Below are 23,353 nucleotides of genomic sequence, written 5' to 3'. Positions count from 1 at the left end.
GATAGCGAGCCTGCCTTCTATATGTTGGTAAATCATAGGGCAGCGCCTTTAGTTGTTACTGCGAGACTGCTGGCAAAATTGTGTCTTCATAACTGGCCGCAAATAATTTCCGTTGGCACAATCCTTGTGAGTAGATTTCAGTACATCAAGAATGCTGCTGTCCGGAGTGTGGGCGGCTCTGGGCCAGGATGATAGGGCGATAGTCCGTGTTTTGGTGCTCATAGAAATTTATTGGTTACTCGAGTGGGCGGGCCTATGTGCCTGTGCGATGGTGATCAGTTACTTGATTTTCGGCTAAAGCGCGAGCGCAAAGCCAAAAATGGTAAGACCCCCACAGACCCACTAGAGTGAAATAGGCCAGTGCGACACCCAAGGCATTATCACCGTACCGCGGCGCTAGGACATCACTAATAGCACCGACCAGTAGGGGGCCCAAGCCCAGGCCTATGAGATTGAGGAACAACATTTGGATCGCCGCGGAAACCGCCCGCATGTTCACCGGCGACAGGGTTTGTATCATGGCCAGAGTCGGACCCAGTGCATAATTGCCGGCGAAGCCCGGAATAATGAACAGCAGGACTGCCGTGGTAAGGTCATCTGCCAGTAGCCCCATGATAAAAAATGGGAGCGTAACGAACGGTATAACAGCCAGCATTCGCATTCCGTATTGGAAACCACGCACAGCAAGTCGGTCGAACAGTTTGCCCGCAGCCAGCGCCCCCAGTGCTCCGGGGATGCCAAAAATGCCGGCCATTAAAAGCCCGGTCTGGGACTGGCCTAGGTCGTGCTGTCGGCTAAAAAAGGTGGGTAACCATTGCGTTAATCCATAGCCCAACAATCCAGCGACCACTGCGCCCGCTATTAGATGGCGCATGGCCTTGTTGGACCACATGGCCACAGCGGTGGCTCGTATTGGCGGCGACGGTGCGCCGCTATGAGCCTCAAAGGTGCCTCGACGGGGTTCGGTCAAAAGTTTCGCCATGACAAGGGCGAGGAGTATCCCCGGAGCGCCTACCGCTATAAGGGCTGTGCGCCAACCGTGGACCTCGGCGATCGAACCACCCAGGACAAAGCCCAGTATCATGCCGATGCTTGCACCTAGCATTAGCGTGGCCATAGCAAAAGCCCGGCGTTGTGGCGGAAAGTAGTCAGCAATAATAGAGTGGCTCGCGGGGTTCACTCCCGCCTCACCAATGCCCACGCCAATGCGTAGTATCAGAAGGCTGATAAAGCCAGCGGCTAAACCGCTCAAGACAGTCATTAGCGAAAATATGATGAGGCTTATGATCACGATCCACTTGCGGCTGTACTGATCGGACAGGCGCGCGATAGGAAGCCCCATTGTGGCGTAAAACAGGGCGAATGAGATGCCACCTAACAACCCGAGCTGGGTGTCACTCAAACCAAACTCGGTTTTTATGTCTGGGAACAGGATTGACAAGACCATCCGGTCGCACATGGACAGGGCATAAGCGAGGAGCAGTAAGGTTATCGTGGTGCGAGAACCTGCAAGTGGAGGCGGTATCGTCATGGCGGCTGGCCTGATCTCTAATGCTGACTCGGCGAGGCAACCAATCCCAAGCCTCGGGAGCATGTTTTCAATGTGGGTATCACCCGCAGACGGCTACGTGTGTTTCCAGCGTAGGCCTATTCACAGTATAGTGGCTTGCGAATTTAGCCGAATCATATTCGGCCATCTATGATGACCGCTTGCGACTCGATGCTGGTGGTAGTTAATGGGGCTAGTACTTGACACCAACTCGACTTCAGCGAGACCTTTACGAGCAGTTACTTGCAGAGCTCAAAAAATCAGGTGTGACGCCCGATAAATTTTTTAAAAGAGCGGCTGCTAAAGGTTGGTCTGCCCCCAACTCAGCACATCCGGTATTTGATGGTTTCGATTCGATTATTTTATTGATGACAGCGATCGAACTCGCAAAAGACCCCAGTTTTGCTATAAGACTCGGGCGGAGCGTCGATATCACCAGCTACGGTACGCTTGGTTTTGCATTAATGACTTGTGCAAACCTTAGAGAATCAATCCTGCTTTTGTTGCGATACGGGAAGGCTTTTTCGCTTCCTCATTGGGAGGCTCACGAACATAACGGGGGGCTTTTACTGCGACTAGGCGTGTTATCGACGTCGCCTGAGCATATTAGACCAGTGACCGAGCTATGCTTTGCGCAGCTTAGTGTGACTGGGAGCTCGCTTTACCGCGGTCAGATTCAAGGGGCAGAGCTGCAGTTTGCATTTCCTAAACCGGCGCACTCTGCGTCTTATAAATTTGCGCTCAATGTCGATGTCGCTTTCGACTGTCAGTACAGTCAGCTATTTCTGCCAGCTCATGCCCTGGACACGCCAGTCAGGACCTCGGATCCCTCTCAATACGTTGTATTCCATCAACAGTGTGAAGAAATGTTACGCGGCCTTGGGCGTGCTGAAAAAATAACATCCGAAGTGCGGCGCCTTCTTATTCAGTCTGCAGGCCAGTTTCCCAGCATTGCTGGGGTGGCAGATAGCCTTTACGTGAGTGAACGAACATTGAGGCGGCATCTCTCACGGGAGTCGAATACGTTTAGATCGATTTTAGAGGAAGTGAGAGAGCTGCTGGCTTGTGAGTATTTAACCAAAACCGATTTGGCCGTTGGCGAGATTGCTCACTTGCTGGAATACTCAGAAACTGTCAATTTTCGCAGGGCATTCCTACGCTGGCGCGGGATGACACCCAGCGCTTACCGGAAGCAGACACGCCCCTAATGCAGATAACCTCTGCTGGCGTCCTTCAAGGCGATGGGTCTGTACACAATGAAGTGTCGCAGAGCTGAAAAGGTGTGCTCTCTATAAGAGATGCCCAGGCCAGCGAAATGCAGCAGCCTAGGGCTAAATTATGTTAGGACGCTTTGGTACCTCACCAAAAAAATTCATAGCGGCAGCCGATAGCAAGGGTTAAGCCAGCATGTTGTAAGTAACTAGGCTTTGACAAGCATATGTATCAGAGCTCGTAGCAGACCGGTTAAAAATGAAACCCGGTTCATCGTTTATTCACAAACAGAGAAATTCTATGACTCAAAATTATCAACCCACGACAAACAAGCTGTTAGCGCAAATTAACGAAGATGTTCTAACCCTCAGCTTTAACCGACCAGACGCCATGAATGCCCTCCATCCGGAGATGCTCAGTGGCGTTGCCCAGTTGGTCTCACAGGCCAGCGCAGACGAGGGGGTTTGTGTCGTGGTCTTAAAAGGGGAGGGGCGCGCATTTTCTGCGGGCGTTGATCTCAAGGTTTTACAAGATATCGAGCCAGCCTATGGTCGCATTGGTGATCTCTTCGACGAACCGGCTAAGCAAGCATGTTCTGCCATTCGTAAGGCCGATATCCCGGTCATCGCCAGTGTGCATGGTGCTTGCTTCACTGGAGCTCTTGAGCTGGCACTGCACTGTGATTTTATGTTCACTACCGACGCCACAAAATTTGGCGATACGCACACCCGATTTGGCTTGCGTCCAACTTGGGGTATGTCTCAAACATTGGCTCAAGCGATAGGGCTTCGTAGGGCTCGTGAGCTGTCTTTCACTGGGCGAGTGGTCAGAGGCGAGGAAGCTGAAAGACTAGGGTTGGTCAACAATTCGGTACCCACAGTAGCTGAGCTCGACGAGCTTGTGGCTAATCGGGTTCGTCAAATTTCTAGTAACTCTCGTGCTGGGGTAGCTGCAATGAAAGACCTCTATCGTATGAGTCAGCAGGGGCATGCTATTGAACAAGCGCTTGCTAAAGAGCTGGAGACTGAGTACACCGAAATTCTAGACACTGCAGAGCGCCTCGCTGAATTCCGATAATGGCGCGGTTCTCTCAGCGGCGCGATACGATTCTTTAGGCGCGAGTTATTGTTTTAGCATTGGTGCGTGCGCTGCGTGCTTTTTTAGTTTGAAGTTGAAAGCATGGGTGTATAAGTTGCCCCGGAGCCGGTAGTTATGCCCATTTACACAGCGGTTTCGGCGTTGGGTTGTTGAGGGCGGTGAATGCGTAACGGTTGTTTTGGCCGTTAATGATTCCCTGTAATGCCAGAACAGTTTTACGCTGATAAAATTGCGATGCCCCTTATGTTTTAAAGAATTCGAAGCACGTACTATTGCTGCCTTATTTGACGTTGCCTAGCGCTTCCTAGTCGCGAATTTAATTGCTCTCGCCTTACTTTATGTGGCCCGAGCTCCACAAATTTCGAGCTGACACGGGGATAGCAGTACTGATCTTTGGAAACGACGTAATGCCTTTCAAAAATGGCACCAGCGTGTAAATGCAGATTCGTCATAATTTGGTTTAACAAAATAGGAACAAGTCAATGAGTGCTTACAAAGCGCCTTTAAGGGATCTCCAGTTCAATTTGTTTGAGCTGTTCGACTACGAGGCACACTATCGGTCGCTATCCGGGTATGAAGAAGTTAACGCCGAGCTCGTTACAACTATCCTTAATGAGTTTGATAAGTTTTGCAGCAATATTTTGTCGCCACTCAATGCTGTCGGTGACGAGGAGGGCTGCACCTGGAGTGACGGAGAGGTTGCGACCCCTAGCGGCTTTAAAGAAGCTTATCGACAATACGTCGAGGCTGGCTGGCCTGCGCTGGCAAACGAGCCAGCATACGGTGGGCAGGGACTTCCTGAGTCACTATCTATAGTTTTGGGAGAAATGCGAGGAACCGCTAATTGGTCTTGGGGCATGTATCCGGGGTTGTCTCATGGTGCCGTTAACACCATCGAGCTGCATGGTACTGACAAGCAAAAACAGCGCTTCCTTACCCCGTTAGTAGAAGGCACTTGGACAGGCACAATGTGTTTAACTGAAGCGCATTGTGGTACCGATTTGGGGTTACTGCGAACCAAGGCGGAGGCTGCTGCGGACGGAAGCTATCAGATTACTGGAACAAAGATTTTTATCTCTTCGGGGGAACACGATCTCACTGAAAATATTGTCCATATTGTGCTTGCAAGGCTCCCGGACGCACCTATTGGCGTCAAAGGAATTTCACTGTTTATCATTCCAAAGTTCAATGTAAACGACGATGGTTCCATAGGTGAGCGAAACACCGTTCGCTGTGGGTCTATCGAGCACAAGATGGGTATTCATGGCAATGCCACTTGTGTCATGAACTTTGATGAGGCGAAGGGGTATTTATTGGGAGAGCCCAATCAAGGTCTTCAGGCCATGTTTACATTTATGAATACCGCAAGAATTGGGACTGCGTTGCAAGGTATTGCCCACATGGAATTGGGTTATCAGAAGTCATTGGCCTATGCCAAAGATCGCTTGCAGATGCGTTCGGTTACCGGCCCCAAAAATCCCGACGGCCCGGCAGATCCCATTATCGTGCACCCCGATGTCAGGCGCATGCTGCTCACTCAAAAGGCGCTCTCGGAGGGTGGGCGTATGATGGTCGCCTACACGGGCAAGTTAGTCGATGTCATCGAGTGTACTACCGATGAGGTGGAAAAAAAGTCCGCGGAAGACATGCTGTCCTTTATGACGCCGATTGCAAAGGCATTTCTTACCGAAACAGGATTTGAATCGGCAAATCTTGCACTCCAATGCTTTGGCGGTCACGGCTACATCAAAGAATGGGGCGTAGAGCAAAATGTTAGAGATGCGCGTATTGGCATGCTCTATGAGGGAACCACAGGTATTCAAGCACTCGATTTTATTGGGCGAAAAGTCCTGGGATCTGGCGGTACACTGTTGCAAAATTTTACTCGCGAAATCCATCACTTCTGCAAAGATAATGCAGAGATTGCAGAGCTCCAGGAGTTTGTCGAACCGTTACAGAGCCTCAATAAAAAATGGGGTGAGTTAACCCTCCATATAGGCACCAAGGCGATGGAAAATGCCGATGAGGCGGGGGCGGCTTCAGTCGACTACCTAATGTTTTCGGGGTATGCCTGCCTCGCTTATTTTTGGGCAAAGGCAGCCGTTAAAGCACAGGCGGCTTTGGCCTTGGAAACTTCAGAAAGCGAGTTTTACAAAGCAAAACTAATAACCGCGCAATTCTATTACCAGCGCATTTTACCCCGCACTAGTGCTTGCGAGGCCGCCATACTTTCTGGAGCAGATAACGTGATGTCATTAGACGTAGACGCGTTTTAATAGCACGAATCGTAATGTCAGGAGTATCACTGGGAAGTCGGTAGCTTACAGAAGTTGATGCCTTTCTGTGAGGTTTTTGGTGCCGATATCAGTGCTATCGAACTTGTCAGTTTCTCTGATCAGGCGTTTGATGGTTTATATCAAGCCTGGCTCGACTTTGGGGCAGGGCGAGTCACTGTTGTCTTTGCTCCATCTTGTTGAATCGCGCAGTTTAACCCTTGATGGGATTTAGCAATGTCGATGCGACAAAGCTTGTGGATTGAGTCTATGGGTCAAATGCCCCGAGTTTGAAGCGTAATGGCCCCAAGCCTGAATTTTAGGTGACGCTTTCAGTTATGCTCTGTCCTTACCGCCTAATGACAGCCTCGGTTAACTAAACTCCTAGGGTCTATGCCGTCGTCTCGGCGCTGTGCGCTGTTTATGTTGTAAACTTCACTTGGTGAGTACCAAAGGTGGCCGACGCAAAGCTAAGGTAACGGATTCTCATGCGGTGATAGCCACGACAGAATGTTTCATTACTTGACAAAAAGCCGGGCGGTGATGAATTGATATTTCTGGGGCTAATTTTTGGAGTTACTTAAAACAATAACCCGTCGGCAATGCCGGCGATGCAGTGATCACTCATTTTTGGCGCAGCCTGACCGACTCATGAAAATCCCTAAACGCATTATCCCCCTGGTCGAAGATGGGGTTGTCGATGAAGTGCTGCGCCAGCTAATGAGTGGCAAAGAAGCCACGGTCTATGTTGTGCGCTGTGGTCGAGAAATTCGCTGCGCTAAAGTTTACAAAGAAGCGGCGAAGCGTAGCTTCAAGCAGGCGGTCGAGTATCAGGAAGGGCGTAAGGGGCGCAATAGCCGGCGCCAGCGGGCAATGGAAAAGCGTTCAAAGTATGGACGCAAACAGCAGGAAGAGGCTTGGCACAATGCCGAGGTCGACGCGCTTTATAAATTAGACCGGGCTGGTGTCCGTGTGCCGACGCCTTACGGTTGTTTTGACGGCGTCTTGCTCATGGAGCTCGTCACTACGGAGGATGGTGAGGTTGCGCCACGCCTCAATGACGTACTGCTAACCCGTGAACAGGCTCTCGAGGACCACGAAGTCATGATGGGCTACGTGGTTAAAATGTTGTGTGCTGGCCTAGTGCATGGCGACCTGTCTGAATTTAACGTGCTGGTAGACGATTATGGCCCTGTCATCATCGATCTCCCCCAAGCGGTAGATGCAGCCGCAAACAACCACGCTAAATCCATGTTAGAGCGCGACGTCAATAATATGACCGCTTACTATGGACTCTCTGCTCCTGAACTGCTCGATACGCAATACGCTAAAGAAATGTGGGCGCTGTATGAAGAGGGCGAGCTGCACCCAGAGAGCCAATTAACAGGGTACTTTGAGGATGACCAGACGTCGGCTGACGTCGATAGCGTATTGCTAGAGATTAAAGCAGCATTTGAGGAAGAGGAAGAACGTCAGGCGAGAATTCGCAGCGCTGATGAACCTGATGCTTAAATAAATACCGAGACTCGGCGAGTGCTTTTACTCTATGGTGACGCATCACCTAATTAAAGCGAGCCCTAAATGCCGGTTTATTTGTGAGCGATAGCCCCCCAGTGAGAAAACTCCCCTCACGGTTTGTTCTGGCCGTCACGGTCGGCGGTGTCATTGGTTTGGGGATTTTACGCGGGCCTGGAGAAATCGCCCAAGCGATCCCTGAGCCCACCTTGTATCTGGGGCTGTGGTTCTTTTCTGGTCTTTTTGTTTTGCTCACCACCTCTGTTGTGGCCGAATTACTGGGTATGACACCCCGGTCTGGTGGCACTTATGCTTTGGTGCGCCGTGCTTATGGCCCTTTTGCCGGCTTCGTTCTGGGCTGGATCGATTGGTTGAGTTTTGCAGCAGATCTCGCGTTGAAGGCCGTGGTGATTGTCACCTTTATAGCTATTTTGATTCCGCAAGCTGAAGAATGGCGCGTGTTACTAGCGATTGCAGTGACAAGTGTTTTTGCCGCAATCCAGCTCAAAGGGATTTCCTTTGGTGCCATCATTCAGGAGGTCGCAACCTCTGCGATTGGTCTCATCATTGTCGCACTGTCCCTGGCGTTATTGGTGGCCCCGGGAATTAGCGGTGAGGTAATTCCTTGGCAGCCCTCAGATACCCCGCTTAGTCAGTGGAGCATTGTCATAGCGGCCATTATTTTTACCTACGATGGCTGGATCTATGCTTCGTATTTCAATGGTGAAGTGAAAGGGGGAGCCGGTGCCGCTGCCAGAGCCAGCATCAAGGGGTTGGTGGTTGTCATTGGTCTATACATGCTGATTAATTTTGCCTTAGTGCACAGCACGGGGTTAACGCCCCTCGCGGGCAGTGAGTTAGCACTGGCAACGGCGTTAGAGTTCGCCAATTTTCCGCTAGCGGGCGATCTGATTGTTGTCGCTGCCATCCTCATTCTGCTCAGCCATCAAAATTTAGAATACATGAGTGGCTCAAGAATATTACAGGCACTCGCGGTTGATGGTCTGGCGTCAAAACAGGTAGGCAAACAGGGACGAGGCGGTAATCCGATCTTTGCTGTGCTCATTACCTGGTTGCTCGTGGTCGTTCTGATTATGGTTGGTGGCTTCGATTTTCTTCTGCTGCTCTCGATATTTTTCTATGTGCCGCTGTATCTAGCGCTGATCGTTGGCGTTCTAATCTTGAAGAGAACAGAGCCTAATGTAGATCGCCCCTATCTTGCCTGGGCGCACCCATACAGCACGTATTTTTGTTTGCTGGGCTGGTCGGTTATTACGGCATTTCAGGCCTACGCAGAGCGTCAAACCGCCCTCTACGCGCTCGCGATGATACTGGTGGCATGGCCGGTATATCGCTACCTCACTCGCCGGCAGACCGGTCGTTAATCGCCGGACTGGGCTTGTACATTTTCTGCGGTTCCAACTTGACCACGCTCGTCGCGCCAAGCCGGTTCGGGTGGGGTGTCTAGCCAAGCGGGACAGTCATCACCATCGTATTTACCAATGCTATCGTCACCGCACCCGTGGGCCGTATAACCCAGCAGTGCACGCTGACGAGGGGTAAACTGCATGGCGGTACTGGAAGGCAATTCGAGGTAATGGTTCGATTCTTGTCGTAGCCAGCCTAGTGAGTAGGTATTAATTAAGCCGGCCCGAGGTGCGGTGCTGTTATTGGCGCCGCCACCGTGCCAAGTGGATCCCAGATAAAATAGCGCAGAGCCAGAAGGCATCACTGTAGACTCCCAGGCGGAGAGGTCGGGCAGATGCCAAGACCTCATAAAGCGGTGGCTATTGGGTACCACGCGAGTGCCGCCATTTTCTTCAGTAAAATCATCTAACGCCCACATGACGCCAATTTGAAGTTCCAGTCCTGATATTTCTATGGGGTAAAGTGAGTCATCACGGTGTAGGGGTTGGGCCTTCTCGCCGGGATGGATTTCAATGCCAGTCATACTCCCCAGTTGATAGGTGGCACAATGGGGCAGCAGTATGGCGTCCGCGATGGCAATGAGCATGTCATGGTCCATCAGATCAGCCGCGCTTGGTGCAGCTCGTAGCAACGACGCAGAGCAGCGCAAGGTCAGCGAGCCATCAAAGCCCGAGTGTTCGGTCCCTCGGTCTGCATCAAACTTATCCCGTAATTCTGCGCTCACAGAGCGGATAAGTTCAGGCGCGGCGAGATTTTTAATAATCACTGCACCATCGCGCCGCAGCACTTCGGTCGCCGTTGCAGCTTCTACCGAGGGTTCTAAAGAACTGATGGGCATTGAAACAAGCTCCTATAGGTTTATTGGAGAGGGCTACACGATGATCATGGCCATTGATTGAGGCCAGAGCAAGGGATACGGGCTAGCAAAGAGCGCTGGTTCCTCGCTGAAAGCAGTTAAAGGTCAGATTCTTCGGAGTTGCCAACGGTCTCAGGTGTATGGAAAGAATGTGTGTTTATGGACGAGGAGCGCAAAGCGTTCAGCGTTTTTTGCAGTAGAGCGCATCAAACAGTCGTGGCAACCCTGTTGGAGATTACGGCCCGATAAGTTTTTGGTAGCCAACCCATGTTGGGGGCTGAAGATGTTAGTAGAGTAGGGTCGCTATCAATACAGCTGCATCAACCGCTTCGATACGTTTATGCTGTCTGCCAGACCTTTTGGAGATAATCTTTATGCCGTCCCTGCATCTTCGTGAACTGTTGCGCTATCCCGTGAAATCCATGTTGGGCGAATCTTTATCGGAGGCGGCTCTAGGTGACAAAGGAATACCGGGTGACCGTATCTGGGCCACTCGCGATGAACAGCGGGGGGGAATCCGAGGGGGTAAAAAACTTCCCCAATTGATGATGTTTAGTGCGGCTACCCGCGTGGGCTCTGCGCCAATGATTACGGCTCCCGATGGCGACAGCTGCGCCGCTAACAGTGACGATGTGCATGATTGGTTATCCGAGAAGCTTGGCCACCCTGTGACGTTGTGGCCCCTCTTACCTGCAGATAATTTAGAGCACTATCGACGCGGTGCCCCCGATGACGAAGATTTTGAGCAGGAACTGATGGCGGTTTTTGGGCGGATTCCCGGTGAACCCATTCCTGACTTGACCCTGTTTGCCGAAGTGTTGGAGTTTGAGTCGCCGCCGGGCACCTACTTTGATGCGTTTCCTCTATTAATTATGACGTATCAGTCGATGGCCTCCTTGGCAAAGCTACACCCCGATGCGCAATTTGATCTTCGGCGATTCAGGCCCAATTTATTGATTGATGCGGTTGACGATAGCTCGGTATTCCCGGAGCAGGCATGGGTCGGTAAACAGCTAAAAATTGGAGAGGCTGTTGTTGAGATCGTGGGACCTTGCCCTCGTTGTTCTATGACGACACAGGCTACTGCTGATTTGCCACGGGATACTGCGATCATGCGCCACCTCGTTAAAGAGGCCGAAGGCAATTTGGGTGTCTACGCTAGGGTTGTGAAAGCCGGAACTGTAAAGCCTGGTCAAACCCTAGAATTGATCTGATCTGATCTGATCGGTCTGGGCTGAGCAGGGGTTCTAGCCTCGATTTTCTGCAAAGGATTCCAAGGAGCCATCATCGCATATGCGCCAACTTTGGCGCGCCCGCGCATCTCGCACTACCACGGTGGGGCAATTAGCCAACGATCGCCTAATAAATTGCAATTCCCAGCCTAGCTCACGGCACTCGTCCAAGCGACGACGCTGGCCGTCGGTCAGTAGCGTCTCGTAGCCGAAGGGGACTTCTGCTTTGAATCCGCGTTTGCAGGATTCTTCAAGATTTTCGCCGGCTTGTGTCATTGTGAGTGCCTGTGCTGGTAAGTTTTCTTATGCGCGGTTCGTTGTGCTCTTGGCAAATAAGGCAGCCTGAAAACTATACCCAAAAGTGTGATTAATATCACCCCTGGTAGAGGCGCTTCTGAAACACAAAAACCTGCTTTATTCGCGCTGAATCGCTGTGACAAGGGGAAATATTGCCCGTTAAAAAGGGTCTTTGTGGGCTTGCCTGTTGCATAGCCAGCACTGACACTGCGGTTCATGTTGCAGACAAGTTCGACCCAAACCCCGAAAAATCCTGAGTTGGTAACGGATTCCTTCAAAATAAGGCGTGATTTTGCAGCGCCTGAGCAGGGTCCCCGCGCATTGTTTTTTAGCGGCGGTTCAGCCCTCAATGGTTTGAGTCGACAAATTACGGCTTACACCCACAACAGCATTCACCTGATCACACCATTTGACAGTGGTGGCAGTTCGGCAGCCCTGCGCCATGCATTTGATATGCCGGGGATTGGTGATCTGCGCCACAGGCTGTTGGCATTGGCAGATCAATCAGCGCCCCATTACAGCGATGTATGCCAGCTTTTGCAGTACCGGCTCTCAGCAGAGGGCACCGATGAGGCGTTACACAGAGAGCTTGGCGATATTGTCTCAGGCCAGCATCAGTTGATCTCCAGCATTCCCTTTGCGGTACGGCAACAAATTATGGAGCAATTGGACTGTCTCTGGCAGCACCTCCCTGAGAGCTTTGATTTGCGGCAGGCTTCCATTGGCAATTTGGTGCTCGCCGGAGGGTATCTTGCTCACGACAATGATCTAGCCGCAAGCCTTCAGCGCTTCTCAGAACTGCTCAATATTCGAGGCACCGTTCGCGGCATTGTTAACGACTCGCTACATCTGGGCGTAAATTTGACCGATGGGCATACGTTTGTCGGCCAGCATTTACTCACGGGGAAAGAACATCCCGATATTCCGTCACCGGTGCATTCGATCTTTTTAACTGATAGCGCTGGCGAGCACCAACCGATTAAAGTGCAGGTCAATCAAGAAACCAGTCAGCTCATCGCAGGGGCCGATATTATTTGTTACGCCCCCGGCAGCTTTTATTCCAGTCTTATGGCCAACCTATTGCCTGCAGGAGTTGCCGAGGCCGTTGCTAAAGCTTCTTGTCCTAAAATATTTATTCCGAACATTGGTGTTGATCCTGAGCAATTGGGCATGGATTTTGTCACTATGATTGAGACCCTAATTTCTCAGTTGCGGCGGGGTGGCGCGTCTGCACCGGTGTCGGATTTGTTAAATTATGTGGTGATCGATGTGGACCGTTCACATTACCCCTATGAGATTGATTCGGGACTGCTAAAAACTCTGGGCATCGAGTTGCTGGAACTACCATTGGTAACAAAGTTGAGTGCCCCCTATTATGACGATGATCGTTTAGCGCAGGTTTTACTTTCGTTGGCCTAAAAGCACTTTCGTACTTGAGTCATCTACTTGTCAGGAGTTAAAAATGACGGCACCCCTCAACCTTGGAGAGCAGTTTGTCGCGGTGGCAAAAGCGCGCCGTTCGATCCGGGCTTTCACGGATCAACCAGTGCCCATGGCGCTCTTGGAAGGTATTTTTGAGACTGCCATGCAGGCGCCCAGCAACTGCAACACCCAGCCGTGGTTTGTGCACGTTGCAACAGGGTCAACGTTAGAGGCCCTTCGAAAAGAGCTGCCTCAGCGCTTTGTTGCTGGAGACATTGGTGTTGACCATCCCTATGACGGCAAATATGAAGGTGTTTATCGTGATCGCCAGTACGCCTCAGCTAAAGCCTTGTATGACGCTCTTGGTATTCCAAGAGAGCAAAAAACAGAGCGACAGGCTTGGTTCCTCAACAATTTCCGATTCTTTGATGCCCCAGGCGTTGCTTTTTTTACCATGCCTAAGGCTTTTGGCTTGAGAGAAGCCTGCGATCTAGGCATGTTTACGCAAACGGTTATGCTGGGCTTGTCTGCTCATGGCCTCGGTTCTTGCCCCCAAACTGCTTTGGGTTTTATGGCCCACGTTATTAAACCAGCGCTGAATATTCCAGACGATCAAATGTTGTTGTTTGGCTTGTCCTTCGGCTATCCCGATAGCGAGGCGGCGGCCAATCAAGCGATAACTGAGCGCGCTGCCTTGGGCGATGTTGTGAGCTTTTCAAGCTGAGCTCTACCCGCCTGACTTAGGACGGGCTTAAAAATTCAGTCACTTCAAGGTTGAAGCCCGAGAGCGCATTGAAGCGTATCGGTGCTGACAGCAGTGCCATGCGGCTGACGCCGAGATGTCGGAGAATCTGCGCCCCAGTACCAATGAGCCGGTAGTTTTGCGGTTGAGGCGGTGGCGCGCCACTGCTGAGGAACTGATGGACATCTGTCAGCACTTGCTCGGATGACGTTGGCTGCCCAACGAGCACGACGACGCCCTCATGGGCCTCAGCGATGTATTGCATGGCTGAGCGATAGGACCAACCGGTTCGGCCCTCACCCAGCTGTGTTCCCAATATATCGCGCAGTAAGTCGACAGACTGCACTCTCACAGGCACCGGCTGTTCAGGGTTTATGGTGCCGCGCTGCAGTGCAAAATGTGGGGTGTCGTCTATCAGATCCCGAAAGGTATGAAGTGTAAACTTACCCCATTCGGTGTCGACTTCGTGGCTTTCACCCATTTCTACTGAATGCTCGTGGAGCGAGCGGTATTCGATAAGATCGGCAATGGTGCCCATTTTCAGATCATGTTGCTCTGCGAAAACCTCTAGCTGTGGGCGCCTTGCCATGGTGCCGTCAGCATTCATAATCTCGACAATCACGGCTGCTGGCTCGCAGCCGGCCATTCGTGCCAAATCGACACCGGCTTCGGTGTGGCCAGCTCTGCGCAACACGCCGCCGGGTTTTGCGACCAGCGGAAAGATATGGCCGGGCTGCCTAATGTCTGAGGGCTGTGCATCGTGAGCCACGGCCTGAGAAATGGTATGTGATCGCTGTTGCGCGCTTACCCCGGGGCCAATTTGCTCGCTGGCATCAATAGATACTGTGAAGTTGGTCTCGTGCTGTGAGCGGTTGTCACGCACCATAAGGGGAATTCGCAGCTGACGCGCCTTCTCTTGGGTGATTGGCATGCAAATCAACCCACAGGCTTCGGTCGCCATAAAGTTGATAATTTCCGGGGTGACCTTCTCGGCGGCGATGATCAGATCACCCTCGTTTTCGCGGTCCTCATCGTCCATGAGAACCACCATACGTCCGGCTCGAATGTCGTCTATGATTTCTGGAATCGAAGCAAGTGGCATAGCGCTACACCACCCGCTCTATAGCGACCGCAGTGGCTTCACCACCACCAATGCACAATGCGGCGACACCACGCTGCTTTCCGTGGTGCTGCAGAGCATGCGCTAGCGTCACTAATATGCGAGAGCCCGTTGAGCCAATAGGGTGTCCCTGGGCACAGGCGCCGCCATGAACGTTTACCCGCTCGTGGTCTAAGTTAAAGGCGTTCATCGCCAGCATAGTAACCATGGCAAAGGCCTCATTAATTTCCCAGAGATCGACATCGGCAGCATCCCATCCGGTACGCGCCAGCAACTTCTCTATGGCTCCCACTGGCGCCAGAGTAAATTCCTCTGGAGCGCGACTGAAGCGGGCGTGAGCCACAATTTTGGCCATTGGTTTGAGGTTGTGCGCTTCAACCGCTGAAGCCGAGGCGACCAGCAGTGCGCTCGCGCCATCAGAAATAGAGCTGGAGTTTGCTGCCGTGATGGTTCCGTCTTTGGTAAAGGCCGGTCTCAGTGCTGGTATTTTATCGGGCCGCCCCTTCAGTGGCTGCTCGTCATGCTCAACCGTATGCTCTCCGCGACGGGTCTTAATTGTCACGGGGGTGATTTCAGCCTGCAATACACCACTTTCGGTCGCGGTTTTCGCGCGCTCTAAACTCGCTATCGCAAACTGGTCCATGCCTTCCCGGGTGAGGCCGTGTGCGTCAGCGGTTGCTTGAGCAAAGCTTCCCATAGCGCCACCGGTATAAGCATCCTCCAGCCCATCAAGGAACATATGGTCAAAGGTTTGTCCGTGGCCTAGGCGAATGCCTTTTCGGCCTGTCATTAATAGCTGGGGTGCGTTACTCATGCTTTCCAAACCCCCGCTGACGACCATTTGGTTGGTGCCGGCGGCGATGCTGTCAATGGCGTAGATGGTAGCTTGCATGCCACTGCCGCAGGCCTTGTTCACCGTCACTGCCCCCGTGCTGCTCGGGATGCCTGCGCCGATCATGGCCTGCCTTGCAGGACACTGTTTGAGCCCAGCTGGAAGTACGCAGCCCATGTAGACTTCGTCGATAGCTCCGGCGTCAACACCCGACTTTTCAAGGGTGGCTTTTACGGCGGAGGCGCCAAGATCTACTGCCGTTACCTCGGCTAAATCACCCAGTAACCCACCCATGGGCGTTCTGGCACCGTTTACCATATAAATTGTCTCTGCCACAGCGACTTCTCACCCGTATTGAATTTAGGGGGAGCATTTAGCCACACACGGGGCGCTACGTCATCGGCTGGGAGAATACTGTCTAGGAAAATATTGTCAGCGCTAGGGTCTGTTTTGGGCGGAGGATGATGGGCTGAGTCAGTTCGGTGCGGGGTCCAGTGCGAATATCTTGCCCCTCACGGCGATTCGGTATTGGCGAGGCGTGACACCTGCCAGTGCCTTGAATCGTCGTGAAAAAACCGAAGCATCGCGAAATCCTACCTGCCAACCGACCTCCGCCACGGGAAGGTTGGTGTTTAGCAGCAGGGCTTTTGCCTCTTCTGTACGAATGGTGTGCTGGTAGTACACGGGTGTCATGCCTGTTGCGGCTCGAAAGCGTCGGTTCAGCGTGCGCACAGTCATACCGCAGGAGTTGGCGAGTTCAAGGAGATCGATGCCTTGCTTGATCTCACTGCGAATCAACCACTGCACGTCCAGTATTTTTTCGTCTTGATGAGTTTCACTTGAGAAGCCGAGCTCATGGGGGGAGAAACGTCGGCGAATTTCGGGTGAAAACTGGTTTTCGATCGCTGTTGCCGTGGCTCTCGAAAACAGTTGTCCTGCTAAATAAACCATCAGGTCGGCAATTGAGTTAACCGATCCCACGCAAAAAATGCGCCCATGCTGTGTGATCAGTTGGTCTCGTCGCAGTGAGACTGTTGGGTAAGTCGTTTCAAAAGTATCGAACCAATGCCAGTGTGTTGTGGCGATCCCCTGACTTAATACTCCGGCCTCAGCCAGTAGGAAACTTCCCGCGCCAACGCTGCAAACCCAGCTTCCTCCGTCAATACACCGTCTGATTACGTCCAGTTGCCACGGATGGTGATGCAACACCCACCGTGGGTGACGCCAGATTGCTGGGATAAGAAGAATGTCGGGCACGCACTCACCATCATCCTCAGTCACCGGCATTGATAAGCCTTCAGCAAGTGCCAGCGTTTCAGACTGTTTACCAACCAACCTAATGCTAACTTCCGGTCGAGTTGATGGCGGGCTCGCGTGGGCTGCCGCCCTAATTATTTCTAGGGGTAGCGTGACCGACGTGGCCAACATTCGGGGATGCGCCAACGCTAGTAGGGTGATCGCGCTTTTTGCGACCATGGGCGGCGCTCCTGAATTTCGCGTTAAAGCCTATATTGGTCAATTTTATGGCTATATAAGTCAATTATCCACCACTATTCCGAATAAACTAGCGCGGAAATTTAATGGGCAACGAGAGCAATTAGCACTCCACACGGCCCAGCAAGTCGATGTCAGATTTTCGGGGGTTTTTATCAGCATGCTTCATCTTCCTATCTTGGTCGCCGCTGGAGGCATCAACAGCGCAGGTAAGACCTCGAACCGGCAAGCCTTTAAGCGGATGGTGATCGACGCTCTCGAGTCCACCGAGCAAAAGCAAACTCGGGAGGCTCTCGCGGCAATCATGGGAACGTCCGACACTGTGGCGCAAGATGCAGGCACGCTTATTCGAACGATTGAGAGTAGTCACTTTGATCCAAGGGCAGTGCCTTGGGCACGTCGTGTCACCACACAGAATGCTCTTACCGCCGACATGGCCCCGACGCAGATAGCTGAGGGTTTGTCCCCAGAGTGGATGCCTAGTCCCGGCGAGGGTAAGCGGACCTCTTTGACATTAAAAGCGGGCACTGAACTTCTGCTGCCAGGTACTCGAGATTTTGAAATTAGTGCTGCGGGTTTACTGCCGACAGGATTTGATCCGGGCACGCTTTACGGCTCGCGCAACCACCCCCGTGCTTTGCAAATGACGGTATTTGCCGCATCCGACGCCCTAGCCGATCTGGGTATTGATTGGACCGAGGTTGAGGCGCGAGTGCCGGCCGATGCAATAAGTGTCTACGTGAGCAGTTCAATGGGGCAGCTGGATGAGAGCGGTACCGGTGGAATGCTCAGGGGTAGGGCGTTGGGCAAACGCGTGACCTCGAAGCAGTGCCCCTTGGGATTTGCTGAGATGCCAGGGGATTTTATTAACGCTTACGTGCTTGGATCTATGGGTTCGACGGGCCCTGCCTTGGGAGCCTGTGCCACGTTCCTCTACAACCTGAGGCTAGCCGTACAAGATATTCGCAGTGGTAAGGCGCGGGTTGCTGTTGTCGGAGCTGCAGAGGCTCCGGTTGTTGCAGAGGTTATGGAAGGCTACGCCGCGATGGGCGCTCTGGCTTCTGATAAGGCGCTCCGAGCCCTTGACGGATTACCTGAAGACGTTCGACCCGACGCACGGAGAGCGTGCCGTCCTTTTGGGGAAAACTGTGGCTTCACCATGTCAGAGTCGGCGCAAATTATGGTGCTGTTTGATGATGATCTCGCGCTGGAATTGGGGGCGCCCACTCTTGCGGCCATTCCCGATGTTTACGTGAGCGCCGATGGGCCTAAAAAATCTATTAGCGGTCCGGGTGTTGGCAATTATGTAACGTTTGCAAAGTCTGCGGCATTGCTGAAAAATTTGTTGGGCGACCGCCGCTTCGCCTCGGGAGGAGTGGTGCAGGCCCACGGCACCAGCACACCACAAAATCGCGTGACTGAGTCTCAAATTATGAGTGAGGTCGCGGTTGCCTTGGGTGTAGAGCAATGGAAAGTTGGAGCGATCAAAAGTTTTATTGGTCACTCTCTCGGTGCCGCTGCAGGAGATCAATTGTCAGCGATGTTGGGTGTATGGGAAACGGGATTGATGCCCGGTATTACAACCCTTGATGGCGTGGCGGCTGATGTCGCCACAGACCGGCTAGCGTTCCCCCTGTCGACTCAGAACGTGGAGTCTCCGGACTACGCCTTGATCAACAGCAAGGGGTTTGGTGGTAACAACGCCACCGCGGCAGTGCTTGGGCCAGACGTTACCCGGGAGTTGCTGGCTAAGCATCACGGTGACCGTAAACTAGCCGTATGGGAAAGAGCCCATGAAAACGTGCAGATACAGCGAAAAAACGTTGAGTCGGCAAGACTGCAGGGTGAGTGGACGCCTCAGTATCGTTTTAATGATGGCGTGCTGGAGCCGAGCGACGTCACGGTTGACTCAGACCAAATAACGCTGGGTGACCGCCGTATAGATCTCAGTATCACCACGCCGGAAGACTGGCGTCTGTAAATTGGTGCTCTGACGCTGTTATTCTTAGCGCTCCTGTATTAAGGCTGTTTTAGGCATGTCAGTTCTCTCCGCATTGCAACAACGTAACTCTCACGGCAAGCTTATTGCCCCAGGCCCTGATGCAGAGCAGCTGCAGTCAATCGTAGCTGCCGGGCTGCGGGCCCCTGACCATGGGCGCCTTCGTCCTTGGCATTTTGTGGCCATTCAAGGTGAGCGCCGGGAGGCCCTAGGCGACCTGTTTGCCAAGGCTTTGACCTTAACCCGCCCCACGGCGACTGACGCTGAGTTATCGAAAGCCCGTGCCGCTCCGCTGCGCGCGCCACTGATTATTGCAGGACTCGTGAAGCCCGTAGAGCACCCAAAGGTGCCAAGGGTTGAACAGGTGGCCGCTGTTGCTTGCGCCCTGCACGGCATGTCGTTGGCAGCGGAAGCTCAGGGCTTTGGTGCTATGTGGCGGACTGGGTGGTATGCCCAGGATGCGGTTGTGATCGATGGGTTGGGTGGCGGTCCCAGTGATGAGGTGATTGGCTTCTTGTATCTCGGCACTCGAAAGGGCGAGGTAAAGCCTTTGGTAGAGCCTGAGCTTGATACCTATTTAACTATGTATTGACAGCATCTATGTCAAAAAATTAGGCTTGCCATTGGCTGAGGGTGGCGCGTAATCTTCCCGCCGTCTTGTTCAGCTCGACACTTTAAATCTTTGGGAGACCCGACGTGGCAGATTGTCCTAATACAGAAACGTTAGCTTTACATCTTGAAGACCATATCCTCGATATCAGATTGAACCGGCCTGAGAGTGCCAATGCGGTAAATCGACCCATGTGGCATGAGCTTCAAGAGGCTTTTGAGTGGGCCGACCGAACGGCTGAGGTCAGGGTGATCATACTGAGCGGTGAAGGTAAGCATTTTTGTGCTGGCATTGATCTTTCGATGTTTGCAGGCATTACAACCGAACATGAAGACCCATCTCGGGCGAATGAGCAATTTGTAGATCATCTTCAGGGACTGCAGCGTAACCTGCAGTCCCTGCGGATTTGTAAAAAACCGGTTCTGGCAGCCACTCATGGGGCTTGCATTGGCGCTGCTATCGACATGATCTGCTACGCCGATATGCGTTACTGCGCAGCTGCGACGACTTTTTGCGTCAAGGAAATTGATATTGGCATTGTGGCCGACGTCGGTACGCTTCAAAACTTACCCGGCCTCATGCCCGATGGCCTGGTTAGGGAGTTGGCACTTACCGGACGTAACATGGACGCTGAAGAAGCCAAAGAGAGTGGCTTTGTTACCCGGGTTTACCCAGATCGCGACGCGCTTATGTCTAGCGTGCGATCGATTGCTGCGCAGCTTGCAGAAAAAACTCCGCTGGCGGTGCGTGGTACCAAGCGGGTGCTCAATTACGCCCGCGACCACACCGTGGAGGATGGCCTTGAATACGTGGCGATTTGGAATGCAGCCATGATGAGCAAGATCGACGTTGAAGAGGCTATGACAGCCAAGCTGGAAAAGCGCCTCCCAAAATTTTTGGACTGAGGGAGGCTGATGGCTCAATTTTTTACCAAGCGCTTTTTCCCGGGTCCGGTTTGGCTGCATTTTTTGTTGTTGGGCGCAGCCTTATATACCGTGTTGGCAGCCCTTTACCCTGAGCCTAAACCGGTTTTAGGGCCGCCCAATCCTGCTCGGCTAGAGGTGATGGCCGACAGTTACGCTAAGATGGTGGGTGGGCTTCCCACGGAGGCTGATATCGAGCGTTTTATTGATCTAGAGCTTCGCGATGAGTTGTTGTTTCTCGAAGCATTAGATCGACAGTTGCATTTGCTTGATCCCGTTATCGACCAGCGCATTCTTCGAAACATGCGCTTTCTGAGTCCAGATAGCGAGCTAGACGATACGACATTGGTTGAGCAAGGGCGCCAGCTCAATATGCACTTGACCGACGAGGTGATACGACGGCGTTTATTACAGGTGATGACTCAGCTAATTATTGCTGGTGCGGGACTTGATGAACCTTCGGAAAGCGCCATGAAAGCCGCCTTTGAAGCTAGGGAGAATACCTTTCGGGAGCCCGCCAGAGTGGGTTTTAGCCATGTTTTTTTAGGCGAGGTGTCTAAAGAAGAGGCGGCGAATATTCTCCAGCAGATCAAGGCAGATGCATTGCCTCCCTCAGAGGCTATTCTTTTGGGTAAAGCCTTTTTGTCAGGGTTTCACTTTGCGAGTTCGACTTGGCAGGAAGTGAATTCCCGCCTGGGGCGTGAGTTTACAGTGGCGCTTCAGGCGGCTTCTCCGGGTCAAGCGGTGAAAAGTTGGCTTGGGCCTATGACTTCCGTTTACGGGCAGCACCTTGTTTATGTAGAGACCTTTGCACCTGAACGCGATCAGCGTTTGGATGAAGTTGCCGATAAGCTGCGCTGGGATTTAAAGACCGAGGCAGAGGCCCAGGCGGTGGCGAACGCAGTAGCCGAGTGGATGGCTAACTACGAGGTGAGACGGTCGTGAAGTTTCTCTCATTGTCGCTACTCATGGTGTTCTCCCTATCTGTGGAGGCGCATCGTTTTGCACCATCTCTGCTGCAGATAACTGAATCTGGCAGTGACACCTATTCGGTGACATGGAAAACACCAATACAGCAGATCAGCGACATTCCTATGTCGCCGGTGCTCCCCAAGGTTTGCCAATTGTCGGAGGAATCTCCCTGGATTCGGGAGGGCACCGGTAAATTGCGTCAAAGTACTTACCAATGTGCAGGGGGTTTAATTGGCCAGTCGATAGGTGTCGCGGGCTTGGGACCCAACCAGAGCTCTGTCATGTTAAATGTGGCGCTTGCGGATGACATTGACCACCAGGCGGTGTTGACGGCTGATGAGTCGACATTTGTGGTGCCCGAAGAGCCTGATCGGTGGCAAGTTGTTGGCCGGTACAGTGTGCTAGGGGCTGAACACATTTGGGCGGGTATTGACCACTTGTTGTTTGTACTCGGCCTTCTGTTGCTGGTCGGTGGTGGTCGTCGCCTCATTTGGACAATTACAGCGTTTACGGTTGGGCACAGCATTACCTTGGCAATGGTAACGCTGGGAGTGTTTGATTATCCCGTGGCGTTCATTGAGTTTTTGATTGCGCTCTCAATATTTGTATTAGCGCTGGAGCTCACCCGAGAACGCGGGCAATCATGGCTGTGGCGTCAGCCGTGGTGGCTAGCGGGGCTCTTTGGTTTACTCCACGGCATGGGGTTCGCCGGCGCTTTGGCAGATACCGGATTACCTCAGGCAAACCTGCCATTGGCTCTGCTGTTCTTTAATGTGGGTATTGAGTTTGGTCAGCTGGCATTCATAGCGGTGTTGCTGGGGCTGGGGCTGGCGTTTAGACGCCTGCTAGCCCACCCCCCAGCTGTTGTGCTGCAGCTTCCTGTTCTAGTGCTTGGTGTGCTGAGCGCGATGTGGTGCATTGAGCGGGGTTTAGAGGCGCTCAGCTAATCGGCCTTTATTTGTTGGGATTTTCCCCCGGCCAGTTATCCATAACGATTAACGGATGCAGTGCAAGCTGAATACCTTGCTCAATGTAATTCTCATTTTCCAGAATGTCTTTACGACGCACCCAGCCGTTGCCCGAGCGTGTATCGATAGCATCGGTTAAATCAATGCCACCTAAGCCGGCAAACACTTGATCAAGGTCAATGTTGTAAACACTAATCTGCAGAGAAACGGCAGACACGGGGCGTGACCAGTCAAAGTCTGAAGAGACACCATCACCTGGGCCCTTTAGAGAGGGCTTGCGTGAAACGCCATTAAATCTTGCAATGTGGTTCATGCCACCTGAAACAATGGCATCGTGCTCGATCAGGTCAGTAAAGATAAAAGCGTCGACATCGGTTTTGTCACGCATATCATCACGCACTGACTGCGTGATTCGGATAAAGGTTTTGGTGTTGAGACGACCTGTGGTTGGGTCTACCGGATCTCCGTAGATCAGTGTGGCGTTGTTCCAGCGCTGTGAAAACTCGCGCTGGGGTAAAATGTTGTAACCATTGTCTCGCAAATACTCGGCAATCTGGCCGTCGACCATCGACTCTGAGCGTTTAATGTAGTTCCTCGATGGCGAGCCGATGTTGACGTGAGCGATGACAACATTTTTTATAGGCTTTTCAGCAACGACGGCTTCATTAAACTGGTTAGGATTGGTCGTGGCGTTATAGCCCGATCCGGTTCCTGTCGTGCCGCACCCAGAGGCCATGGCCAGTAGAGCAGCTAGTAGAGTAACTTTGGCGACGAGGCGCGAGCGTAAAGGTTGGCGCTGATGCATTGCAGT

At 52.5% G+C, this 23,353-nt stretch carries 20 protein-coding genes; 13 read left to right on the top strand and 7 right to left on the bottom strand.

The annotated features are described in order from the left end of the window. Positions 1-253: 253 nt before the first annotated feature. A complete protein-coding gene (locus ACMAY6_RS10240; RefSeq protein WP_435211568.1) occupies positions 254-1,531 on the bottom strand; it encodes a spinster family MFS transporter in 1,278 nt (425 codons plus the stop codon). A gap of 218 nt (positions 1,532-1,749) precedes the next feature. Between ACMAY6_RS10240 and ACMAY6_RS10235 the strand changes: the two genes are divergently transcribed. The 5 genes from ACMAY6_RS10235 to ACMAY6_RS10215 all read left to right on the top strand — a co-directional run bounded on the left by ACMAY6_RS10235 (position 1,750) and on the right by ACMAY6_RS10215 (position 9,032). Next, on the top strand, positions 1,750-2,757 hold the full coding sequence (locus tag ACMAY6_RS10235; protein WP_435211566.1) for an AraC family transcriptional regulator ligand-binding domain-containing protein: 1,008 nt from the start codon (positions 1,750-1,752) through the stop codon (positions 2,755-2,757). Between the two features lie 304 nt (positions 2,758-3,061). Further along, positions 3,062-3,838 (top strand): enoyl-CoA hydratase/isomerase family protein, encoded by a 777-nt coding sequence (locus ACMAY6_RS10230; RefSeq protein ID WP_435211564.1) that lies wholly within the window; start codon positions 3,062-3,064, stop codon positions 3,836-3,838. Positions 3,839-4,341: 503 nt separating this feature from the next. Next, positions 4,342-6,135 (top strand): acyl-CoA dehydrogenase C-terminal domain-containing protein, encoded by a 1,794-nt coding sequence (locus tag ACMAY6_RS10225; RefSeq protein WP_435211562.1) that lies wholly within the window; start codon positions 4,342-4,344, stop codon positions 6,133-6,135. Positions 6,136-6,783: 648 nt separating this feature from the next. After that, the gene (locus ACMAY6_RS10220) at positions 6,784-7,644 is read left to right on the top strand and encodes a PA4780 family RIO1-like protein kinase (RefSeq protein WP_435211560.1); all 861 of its coding nucleotides are present in this window, start codon (positions 6,784-6,786) and stop codon (positions 7,642-7,644) included. 83 nt (positions 7,645-7,727) lie between these two features. Next, positions 7,728-9,032 carry an APC family permease gene (locus tag ACMAY6_RS10215; RefSeq protein WP_435211558.1) on the top strand — a complete coding sequence of 435 codons (1,305 nt, stop codon included), beginning with the start codon at positions 7,728-7,730 and terminating at the stop codon, positions 9,030-9,032. On the opposite strand, the gene ACMAY6_RS10210 is transcribed toward ACMAY6_RS10215, so the two are convergent. Further along, positions 9,029-9,913, bottom strand: coding sequence for a phytanoyl-CoA dioxygenase family protein (locus tag ACMAY6_RS10210; protein WP_435211556.1), 885 nt, complete (start codon positions 9,911-9,913; stop codon positions 9,029-9,031). The genes ACMAY6_RS10215 and ACMAY6_RS10210 overlap by 4 nt on opposite strands. Positions 9,914-10,305: 392 nt before the next feature. On the opposite strand from ACMAY6_RS10210, the gene ACMAY6_RS10205 reads away from it, so the two are divergent. Further along, entirely contained in the window at positions 10,306-11,145 is an 840-nt protein-coding gene (locus ACMAY6_RS10205) for an MOSC domain-containing protein (protein ID WP_435211554.1), read from the top strand. 33 nt (positions 11,146-11,178) lie between these two features. Here the strand turns inward: ACMAY6_RS10205 and ACMAY6_RS10200 are convergent, their stop codons facing one another. Beyond that, positions 11,179-11,439: a hypothetical protein gene (locus ACMAY6_RS10200; protein WP_435211552.1), complete on the bottom strand. Its 261-nt coding sequence runs from the start codon at positions 11,437-11,439 to the stop codon at positions 11,179-11,181. A gap of 237 nt (positions 11,440-11,676) precedes the next feature. Here ACMAY6_RS10200 and ACMAY6_RS10195 point away from each other — a divergent pair, with 237 nt between their 5' ends. Continuing rightward, positions 11,677-12,879, top strand: coding sequence for a GAK system CofD-like protein (locus ACMAY6_RS10195; RefSeq protein WP_435211550.1), 1,203 nt, complete (start codon positions 11,677-11,679; stop codon positions 12,877-12,879). A gap of 43 nt (positions 12,880-12,922) precedes the next feature. Then, positions 12,923-13,606, top strand: coding sequence for a nitroreductase (locus ACMAY6_RS10190; RefSeq protein WP_435211549.1), 684 nt, complete (start codon positions 12,923-12,925; stop codon positions 13,604-13,606). A 16-nt stretch (positions 13,607-13,622) separates the two neighbouring features. Here ACMAY6_RS10190 and ribB read toward each other — a convergent pair whose 3' ends face one another. The 3 genes from ribB to ACMAY6_RS10175 form a co-directional block, all read right to left on the bottom strand. Continuing rightward, on the bottom strand, positions 13,623-14,726 hold the full coding sequence (ribB, locus tag ACMAY6_RS10185) for a 3,4-dihydroxy-2-butanone-4-phosphate synthase (RefSeq protein WP_435211547.1): 1,104 nt from the start codon (positions 14,724-14,726) through the stop codon (positions 13,623-13,625). 4 nt (positions 14,727-14,730) lie between these two features. Further along, a complete protein-coding gene (locus tag ACMAY6_RS10180; RefSeq protein WP_435215988.1) occupies positions 14,731-15,894 on the bottom strand; it encodes a thiolase family protein in 1,164 nt (387 codons plus the stop codon). A 156-nt stretch (positions 15,895-16,050) separates the two neighbouring features. After that, positions 16,051-17,052, bottom strand: coding sequence for a GlxA family transcriptional regulator (locus ACMAY6_RS10175; protein WP_435211545.1), 1,002 nt, complete (start codon positions 17,050-17,052; stop codon positions 16,051-16,053). Here ACMAY6_RS10175 and ACMAY6_RS10170 point away from each other — a divergent pair. The 5 genes from ACMAY6_RS10170 (at position 17,030) to ACMAY6_RS10150 (ending at position 22,521) form a co-directional block, all read left to right on the top strand. Beyond that, on the top strand, positions 17,030-19,051 hold the full coding sequence (locus tag ACMAY6_RS10170) for a beta-ketoacyl synthase (protein ID WP_435211543.1): 2,022 nt from the start codon (positions 17,030-17,032) through the stop codon (positions 19,049-19,051). The genes ACMAY6_RS10175 and ACMAY6_RS10170 overlap by 23 nt on opposite strands. Positions 19,052-19,106: 55 nt before the next feature. After that, positions 19,107-19,661 (top strand): nitroreductase family protein, encoded by a 555-nt coding sequence (locus ACMAY6_RS10165; protein ID WP_435211542.1) that lies wholly within the window; start codon positions 19,107-19,109, stop codon positions 19,659-19,661. A gap of 104 nt (positions 19,662-19,765) precedes the next feature. Further along, complete coding sequence (locus ACMAY6_RS10160) at positions 19,766-20,584, top strand: crotonase/enoyl-CoA hydratase family protein (RefSeq protein ID WP_435211540.1); 819 nt, start codon at positions 19,766-19,768, stop codon at positions 20,582-20,584. A 9-nt stretch (positions 20,585-20,593) separates the two neighbouring features. Further along, positions 20,594-21,547 (top strand): peptidyl-prolyl cis-trans isomerase, encoded by a 954-nt coding sequence (locus ACMAY6_RS10155; RefSeq protein WP_435211538.1) that lies wholly within the window; start codon positions 20,594-20,596, stop codon positions 21,545-21,547. Then, on the top strand, positions 21,544-22,521 hold the full coding sequence (locus tag ACMAY6_RS10150; RefSeq protein WP_435211536.1) for a HupE/UreJ family protein: 978 nt from the start codon (positions 21,544-21,546) through the stop codon (positions 22,519-22,521). The genes ACMAY6_RS10155 and ACMAY6_RS10150 overlap by 4 nt, the downstream gene beginning before the upstream one ends. A gap of 7 nt (positions 22,522-22,528) precedes the next feature. Here the strand turns inward: ACMAY6_RS10150 and ACMAY6_RS10145 are convergent, their stop codons facing one another. Beyond that, entirely contained in the window at positions 22,529-23,347 is an 819-nt protein-coding gene (locus ACMAY6_RS10145) for a hypothetical protein (protein ID WP_435211534.1), read from the bottom strand. Positions 23,348-23,353: the final 6 nt, after the last annotated feature.

This window comes from Luminiphilus sp. nBUS_16, from assembly GCF_051201645.1.
In the GTDB taxonomy this organism is placed as follows: domain Bacteria; phylum Pseudomonadota; class Gammaproteobacteria; order Pseudomonadales; family Halieaceae; genus Luminiphilus.
Note: the sequence above shows the minus strand (reverse complement) of the source record. Positions and strands in the feature narration are given on the sequence as shown.

Coding starts and splice junctions, on each gene's coding strand:
- ACMAY6_RS10240 (WP_435211568.1), bottom strand. CDS start 1,531: ATGACGATACCGCCTCCACTTGCAGGTTCTCGCACCACGATAACCTTA.
- ACMAY6_RS10230 (WP_435211564.1), top strand. CDS start 3,062: ATGACTCAAAATTATCAACCCACGACAAACAAGCTGTTAGCGCAAATT.
- ACMAY6_RS10225 (WP_435211562.1), top strand. CDS start 4,342: ATGAGTGCTTACAAAGCGCCTTTAAGGGATCTCCAGTTCAATTTGTTT.
- ACMAY6_RS10220 (WP_435211560.1), top strand. CDS start 6,784: ATGAAAATCCCTAAACGCATTATCCCCCTGGTCGAAGATGGGGTTGTC.
- ACMAY6_RS10210 (WP_435211556.1), bottom strand. CDS start 9,913: ATGCCCATCAGTTCTTTAGAACCCTCGGTAGAAGCTGCAACGGCGACC.
- ACMAY6_RS10205 (WP_435211554.1), top strand. CDS start 10,306: ATGCCGTCCCTGCATCTTCGTGAACTGTTGCGCTATCCCGTGAAATCC.
- ACMAY6_RS10200 (WP_435211552.1), bottom strand. CDS start 11,439: ATGACACAAGCCGGCGAAAATCTTGAAGAATCCTGCAAACGCGGATTC.
- ACMAY6_RS10195 (WP_435211550.1), top strand. CDS start 11,677: ATGTTGCAGACAAGTTCGACCCAAACCCCGAAAAATCCTGAGTTGGTA.
- ACMAY6_RS10190 (WP_435211549.1), top strand. CDS start 12,923: ATGACGGCACCCCTCAACCTTGGAGAGCAGTTTGTCGCGGTGGCAAAA.
- ribB (WP_435211547.1), bottom strand. CDS start 14,726: ATGCCACTTGCTTCGATTCCAGAAATCATAGACGACATTCGAGCCGGA.
- ACMAY6_RS10180 (WP_435215988.1), bottom strand. CDS start 15,894: ATGGTAAACGGTGCCAGAACGCCCATGGGTGGGTTACTGGGTGATTTA.
- ACMAY6_RS10175 (WP_435211545.1), bottom strand. CDS start 17,052: ATGGTCGCAAAAAGCGCGATCACCCTACTAGCGTTGGCGCATCCCCGA.
- ACMAY6_RS10165 (WP_435211542.1), top strand. CDS start 19,107: ATGTCAGTTCTCTCCGCATTGCAACAACGTAACTCTCACGGCAAGCTT.
- ACMAY6_RS10155 (WP_435211538.1), top strand. CDS start 20,594: ATGGCTCAATTTTTTACCAAGCGCTTTTTCCCGGGTCCGGTTTGGCTG.
- ACMAY6_RS10145 (WP_435211534.1), bottom strand. CDS start 23,347: ATGCATCAGCGCCAACCTTTACGCTCGCGCCTCGTCGCCAAAGTTACT.